Below are 6,236 nucleotides of genomic sequence, written 5' to 3' on the forward strand. Positions count from 1 at the left end.
GCGTCAGGCAGGGCGGGGCCCCGCGCGCCGCGGTAGCCGTCGATGAATGCCGCCCAGTCGTCGTCGGGGATCAGGCCGGCGGCCCAGAATCCGGCCGGCCTTGCCAGATCCCACACCGGGTCGCCGACACCGACATCGTCGACGTCGATCAGCACCCAGGGTGCGCCCGAGGTGAGCCGGCCGAGCTGCCCGAGATGCCAGTCTCCGTGGACCAGCGCCAACGGGCGACCGGGTGAGCCCGCCCGCCAGACGACTTCGGGAAGCGCGGCGGCGGCCCGCTTCACGGATCCGGGTGATTTGCGGACGTAGTCGACGGCTCGCCGGAGCCGCTGCGGCCAGCCGTGCACCGGGGCCGGGCCGAGCACCGGTTCGTGGTGGAGCGCGGCGAGCAGTGTCCCCGCCTGAGCCCAGGGTAGGCAATCCGATTCGGCGGCAACGGTTTCCACAACAGGCCAACTCGTCCGCCAGCGAGGCCCGACGGCTTCGGGAACGACTGAGATCGGGGTCAGCAAGGCCGCGGATTCCGTGGCGATGCGCAGTCGCTCCCGAAGTGCGCGCGGATCCGTTCCCACTCGGTGCACCTTCTGCACGACGTCGCCGTCGACAGCAATCTCCGCGCCGGACCGAGTCAGCACAACGCCAACGTTAATGGACCTCAGCTCGTTAAACTGGGTGCAGCAGGAGGTCACCCATGCGGCGTCGGAATCGCGCTTCCAAGCTGGACGATTTCGAACTGGGCGCTGCTGCCTGGCAGGCAACGCCCCGAGACGCCGATGCCGCAGTTTCTCACTGGGAACGTGCCGCCGATAGCGGCGGCGATACCCGCGCGATGACCGCGTTGGGACTGGCGTATTCAGTAGAGCTCCAACCGAGGGACGTGGACAAAGCGCGCTACTGGTTTGAGCGTGCCGCCGGAACAGGTGATGTCAACGCCTGCTACCAACTCGGCGTCCTTGCGGTGACCTCTGACCCGCCAGACCACAAGAGCGCCCAGGAATGGTGGCAGCTCGCCGCCGACGCCGGACACGTCTATTCGATGGGTTGTCTCGGCGACCTCTACGCCGAGATAGCGCCGCAGGACCCGGAGTTGTCCCGACGATGGTGGGAGCGTGCTGCCGAAGGCGGGTTGGCCGATGCCATGTATCGGCTCGGAGTACTTGCCATGACCGAGGATCCGGAGGGCGACCTCCGCGTCACCATGGAATGGTACGAACAAGCCGCGCAGGCCGGGAACGCCGAAGCCATGTTTGCGCTCGGCACCATGTACGAGGGTGTTGTCGAACCGCGGGATCTCGAGGCGGCGAAGCACTGGCTGCGGCGCGCACGAAACGCCGGGCACAGCGGCGCCCAGCGGAGCCTCGACGCGCTGACCGAGGTGTGGACGGTGCCATCAGGATGGGGCCGTTGCCCACCGAACGAGGAACAGATCAGCGCGATGGCCCAATGGATCGACCGTCACAGTGACGCCGTCGACGAACTACTCGAAGGCGTGGAACCCACAATGGAAGGGTTCATGGACGCGCTCATGAGCAGGAACATGAACGCCCTACGCGCTGCGTGCGATCAGGTTGGCCTTCACTACACCCGGCGCCTCGCCGGCTGGGTACCGACGCCGGACCCCGACCTCACCGAGGCGGTCCGATTGCTGACCTGCGCCGCCGACAAGCTGCGCCAGCTGGGCACAGCATTGCCCGCCCATCCCACGAAGCGTGACGTTGATCCGATACAGGGTGGCATGGGCGATATCGCCGCGCATCTCGAGCGCGCGGTCGACATCTACGTACGTGACTGCGAGATCGTGGAGTCCTCCGCCAGTTGATATTTCAGCGTCGCGGCGGCGCCGTCCGCACGGCTGCGTTGATGCGGTTCCAAGCGTTGATGGTGACCGCCATTGTGATCACCTGCCCCAGTTCTCGGTCCGAGAACACCGCGGCGGCCTGCGCGTAGACCTCGTCGGAGACGCCTCCGTTGCCGAGTTCGGTGATGGCCTCGGTCAGCGCCAACGCGGCGCGCTCCCGCTCGCTGAACAGGTCACCCGCCTCTGCCCAGCCCGCGAGTACATCCAGCTTCTGCTCGCTGACGCCATGCGTACGGGCGTCGCGGGTGTGCATGTCGAGGCAGAAGGCGCAGTGGTTGATCTGCGAGGCGCGGATCTTGATCAACTCCCCGAGCTCGGGGTCGACGTCTTTGGCCGCGGCGGTCGACAACGTCATCATCGCGTCGTACAGCTCGGGGGAAGCCTTGTAGATCTTGAGGCGGTCCTGGGTGGCGAGTGTCTGGGTCATGTTCTCCACGCTAATCCCGAATAGCCCACGGTGATGGTTCAATTCAGGGATGGTTTCATGGGCCAATTCGAGCGGTCGGGATCTGCACGTCGATCTGGGTCGATCGCTCGTTCCGGGCGCTCGAGGCGCCAAGGACGCGCTGATCGCGGGACTGCGCGACGCCGCCCGATCCGGCCGACTCGCGCCGGGCACGATGCTGCCACCATCCCGCTCCCTGGCAGCCGATCTGGGCGTGGCCCGCAATACCGTCGCCGACGCCTACGCCGAGCTCGTGGCCGAAGGATGGCTGGGATCTCGCCAGGGGGCGGGCACCTGGGTTGTCGGCACCGCCTATCGGTCCGAACCACCACGTCCCCGCGGCGTGCGCGTCACCCCCGTGCACAACCTGATGCCCGGCTCGCCGGACGTCTCGGAGTTCCCCCGCAGCGACTGGGTGGCGTGCACGCGCCGAGCGCTGGGCAACGCACCTCACGAAGCGCTGCGGATGGGTGATCCACGCGGTCGACCGGAGTTGCGCCAAGCGCTCGCCGAGTACCTGGCGCGGGCGAGGGGCGTGCGCACGTCGGCGGATTCGATCGTCATCTGCGCGGGTGTGCGCCAGGGTGTGGAGTTGCTGGTACGTGCGGTGGGTGGACCGATCGCGGTGGAGGCGTACGGACTCCACCTGTTCCGCGACGCCATCGCGGCGTCTGGGGTCACAACGGTACCCATCGGCGTGGACGACAACGGCGCACTGGTCGCCGAACTCGACGATATCGATGTGTCGGCAGTGCTGTTGACGCCGGCCCACCACAACCCACTGGGGATGCCGCTTCATTCGTCACGGCGCACCGCGGTCGTCGAATGGGCCTGCAGAACGGGCGGTTTCATTTTTGATGACGACTACGACGGCGAATTCCGCTACGACCGTCAACCGATCGGTGCGCTTCAGGCATTGAACCCCGAGAGGGTCGTGTATCTGGGTTCGACGAGTAAGAGCCTGTCGCAGGCACTGCGCCTGGGCTGGATGGTGTTGCCCGAGGGCTTGATCGATCCCGTCGTCGAAGCAGCCGGTGGACAACAGTTCTCCGTCAGCGCGATCGAACAGCTCACCCTCGCCGAGTTCATCTCCGGTGGCTATTACGACCGGCACATCCGGCGGATGCGGACGCGGTATCGGCGACGCAGGGATACGCTGACCTCCGCGCTGTCCGCATTCGACGTCGGCGTCGGTGGGCTCGCCGCAGGAGTCAACGCGCTGGTGACGCTGCCCGACGGCGCCGAGCCGGAGGTCATCCGACGTGCCGGTCAGGCAGGCATTGCATTACAAGGACTTTCGCTCATGCGGCATCCGGACGCGGGTGTCGACGTGCCTGATACCGACGGCCTGATCATCGGCTTCGCCGCGCCCGCCGAGCACGCCTTTGTGCCCGCTGTTTCTGCGTTATGCGAGGTCCTGCGTGCCAGCGGGTTGTAGCGTTCATCCATGACCGCTCCGCGCCGACCGATGAGCATCTACGAGCGAACGCTCGAGAAGTTCGCGAGAACGTCGGCCGGGTACTGGTTTGTCAGAAATGTGGCGCCGCGGGTCGATCCGCCTCTGCTGCGGATCACCGGCGGCCGGGTCAGCACCGTCTATCCCGCGCCGGTGATGCTGCTGACGACGACGGGCGCGAAGTCCGGACTACCTCGGACCCTGCCACTGCTGTATCTGGTCGACGACGATTCGCTGATCCTGATCGCGTCGAACTACGGAAGGCCGGGCCATCCTGCGTGGTACCGCAATCTCAGAGCCCACCCGACCGTCGAGGTACTCGCCGGGAACCACAGCGGCACCTACACCGCATCAGAGATCACCGATCGCGCCCAGCGCGAGGATGCCTGGACGAAGGCACTCGATCAATACGCCGGGTACGGGGATTACGAGGCGCGGGCCGGCGCGCGCACGATTCCACTGGTCCGACTTCGGCGATCGCGATGACAACGTTCGAGATGACAAAAGGGGCACCTCCTGCGAGGAGGTGCCCCTTTTGATGGGGGTTAGTTGACGTCGACGAAGTAGACGTGGCCGGTGGTCTCGAGGACGCGGTCGTCGCCCTGGGCGTCCCAGACGTACTCGTTGATTGCCGGGCCCTGGCGCACCGAGGTGATGCCGGCTTCGGAGAGCGGGGCGGAGCCCTGGCGGTTGACAACCACGCGGTTGCCGTCGGCCTCCAGTGAGCTGATGGTGTCGCTCGCGGAGCCTCCGGCGGGGGCGGCCTTCGGGGGCCAGGGGCCGGCGGCAGCGGGGCTTGCCAGCCCGATGAACGCGGTGGCGAATCCTGCGAGCACGGCGGTGGTGGCGGTGACGATGGTGGTGTTCTTCATTGTTCTGCTCTTCCCTATGTGTCGGGTCGGAGCCGTGGAGCGAGTCACGCGGTTTCGACTTCTTATGGTGATCTTGTTGGTTCTGATGGCTTAAACCGGCAGGTCAGGGGTTTCATTCCACTGGCAGAAATTGAACGACCGATGGCAGAAACGTGCCCACCGGAGTGCTCTGGCATGTCAGTGGAGCTAGCTAATATCGAACGTCTGTGCGACTCCTCACCTTTTAGTGGGTAGTTTTGGGCTGATTCCGCCGAGCATGAGGTAGATCATCGAGGTCAGGGATTCGGCGGAGTGGTGGCCGTAGCCACGGGCGTTGATGAGTCTGATCTTGGCGTTGATGCCTTCGATGAGTGCGTTGGTGATGCCGAGTTGGATGGTGTTGATGATGCCGTCGAAGTGGTGTTCGAGGCGGCGGGCGAGGAGTTGGAACGGCCGGACTCCGCTGTTGCGGGCACGGTTAATCCAGCGACGTAGCTGTCGTGGGGATCGGGCGGGATGGGCGGTTCGGAAGAGCTCGCGCAGTTGTTCTTTGAGCCGCCATGCGGTCCCGATGTCGTGGTTCTGGGTGGTGATCGTCGCGACCAGCTGGTGACGTGCGGGGTTGAGGCGTTCAGCGCCGGTGCGCAGTGCCGTGCGTGCTCGTCGCCATTGCCCGGAGGACATGTCGAAGTCGGCGCGGTTGGTGGCTATTGCTGCGGAGAACACCTCATCGAGTGCCCGGTTGGTCCATTGCATGACGTGAAAGGTGTCGTAGCAGATGGCTGCGTCGGGCAGTGCGGTTTCGGTGGCGGCCCGAAACGCCGTTGATCCGTCCATCGAGACCGCATCGACGTCGCCGCGTTGATCGGGTGTGAGCGTGTTGTAAAAGGCGGCAAGGGAATCCACGCCTCTGCCGGGACGCACGTCGATCACTGTGCCGGTGGCGTGATCGCCGATGATGGTCAGATATTTGTGGGGGTGGCGGTAGCAGATCTCGTCGACGCCGATCCGGTAGATCTGGTCCAGGCGCCGCTGGTCGAGCAGTTCGTCGACGGTGCGGTTGATGATCGCGGTCACCGTTTCCCAGGCGCAGCGCAGCAACGTGGCCACCGTGGTGCGGTCGGTGCGGGCGGCCAGCCACAGCACGGTGTCCTCGAAGTCGCGGGTGTGCCGCGCTGCGGGCCGGCTCCAGGGCACGTGTTCGGTGCGGACCCCGCAGTCGGGGCAGTTCAACCGGCGAATCTCGTAGACCAGCCACAAACGATGCGTGACGAGGTCCATATGTCGCCAGCGGCGCCGACGCCGGTCGTAGGCCCCTTGGACGCGGTTGCCGCAGGGGCACTGCAATCTGCGGGCTGTGACGCGGACGGTGAGCTCGACGTCTCGCTCACCGATCACGACATCGGTGACCCTGGCTCCAGGAATCTGCAACAGACGGTTAAATGCAGTATTGACGCGCACGCGGATCGATCCTCGAGGTTGCGGTTGGTGTGGTAACCCCGAAATCTAGAGGCCCACCGCGTGCGCGTCCCTCACCTCATCACGGACACGCCGAACACCGCACTCTCACACCAAAAACCACCGCTGAACAGCGGAAAAGCACCCACGAAAACCCGTGGAGCGCCA

At 65.6% G+C, this 6,236-nt stretch carries 7 protein-coding genes; 3 read left to right on the forward strand and 4 right to left on the reverse strand.

What is annotated here, in order from left to right:
* Nucleotides 1-635, reverse strand: a 635-nt coding sequence (locus WA965_RS04325) for a phosphotransferase family protein (protein ID WP_526447136.1), incomplete at its 3' end; no start/stop codon positions are given.
* A gap of 56 nt (nucleotides 636-691) precedes the next feature.
* On the opposite strand from WA965_RS04325, the gene WA965_RS04330 reads away from it, so the two are divergent.
* A complete protein-coding gene (locus WA965_RS04330) occupies nucleotides 692-1,819 on the forward strand; it encodes a tetratricopeptide repeat protein (RefSeq protein WP_526293919.1) in 1,128 nt (375 codons plus the stop codon).
* Nucleotides 1,820-1,823: 4 nt separating this feature from the next.
* Here the strand turns inward: WA965_RS04330 and WA965_RS04335 are convergent, their stop codons facing one another.
* Complete coding sequence (locus WA965_RS04335) at nucleotides 1,824-2,285, reverse strand: carboxymuconolactone decarboxylase family protein (protein ID WP_526293918.1); 462 nt, start codon at nucleotides 2,283-2,285, stop codon at nucleotides 1,824-1,826.
* 49 nt (nucleotides 2,286-2,334) lie between these two features.
* Here WA965_RS04335 and pdxR point away from each other — a divergent pair, with 49 nt between their 5' ends.
* Both pdxR and WA965_RS04345 read left to right on the forward strand, forming a co-directional pair.
* On the forward strand, nucleotides 2,335-3,741 hold the full coding sequence (pdxR, locus tag WA965_RS04340; RefSeq protein ID WP_526293917.1) for a MocR-like pyridoxine biosynthesis transcription factor PdxR: 1,407 nt from the start codon (nucleotides 2,335-2,337) through the stop codon (nucleotides 3,739-3,741).
* Between the two features lie 9 nt (nucleotides 3,742-3,750).
* Entirely contained in the window at nucleotides 3,751-4,245 is a 495-nt protein-coding gene (locus tag WA965_RS04345; protein WP_526293916.1) for a nitroreductase family deazaflavin-dependent oxidoreductase, read from the forward strand.
* Nucleotides 4,246-4,304: 59 nt separating this feature from the next.
* Here the strand turns inward: WA965_RS04345 and WA965_RS04350 are convergent, their stop codons facing one another.
* Both WA965_RS04350 and WA965_RS04355 read right to left on the reverse strand, forming a co-directional pair.
* Nucleotides 4,305-4,631, reverse strand: a complete 327-nt coding sequence (locus tag WA965_RS04350; RefSeq protein WP_526293915.1) for a hypothetical protein — start codon at nucleotides 4,629-4,631, stop codon at nucleotides 4,305-4,307.
* Nucleotides 4,632-4,847: 216 nt separating this feature from the next.
* Nucleotides 4,848-6,071 carry an ISL3 family transposase gene (locus WA965_RS04355; protein ID WP_526293966.1) on the reverse strand — a complete coding sequence of 408 codons (1,224 nt, stop codon included), beginning with the start codon at nucleotides 6,069-6,071 and terminating at the stop codon, nucleotides 4,848-4,850.
* Between the last annotated feature and the right edge of the window lie 165 nt (nucleotides 6,072-6,236).

The sequence above is a fragment of the Mycobacterium sp. genome (assembly GCF_049683935.1).
Lineage (GTDB): Bacteria > Actinomycetota > Actinomycetes > Mycobacteriales > Mycobacteriaceae > Mycobacterium.

What these genes read in the sequence shown, in the direction of transcription:
- pdxR (WP_526293917.1), top strand. Translation starts at nt 2,335, where the DNA reads ATGGTTTCATGGGCCAATTCGAGCGGTCGGGATCTGCACGTCGATCTG.
- WA965_RS04330 (WP_526293919.1), top strand. Translation starts at nt 692, where the DNA reads ATGCGGCGTCGGAATCGCGCTTCCAAGCTGGACGATTTCGAACTGGGC.
- WA965_RS04350 (WP_526293915.1), bottom strand. Translation starts at nt 4,631, where the DNA reads ATGAAGAACACCACCATCGTCACCGCCACCACCGCCGTGCTCGCAGGA.
- WA965_RS04345 (WP_526293916.1), top strand. Translation starts at nt 3,751, where the DNA reads ATGACCGCTCCGCGCCGACCGATGAGCATCTACGAGCGAACGCTCGAG.
- WA965_RS04335 (WP_526293918.1), bottom strand. Translation starts at nt 2,285, where the DNA reads ATGACCCAGACACTCGCCACCCAGGACCGCCTCAAGATCTACAAGGCT.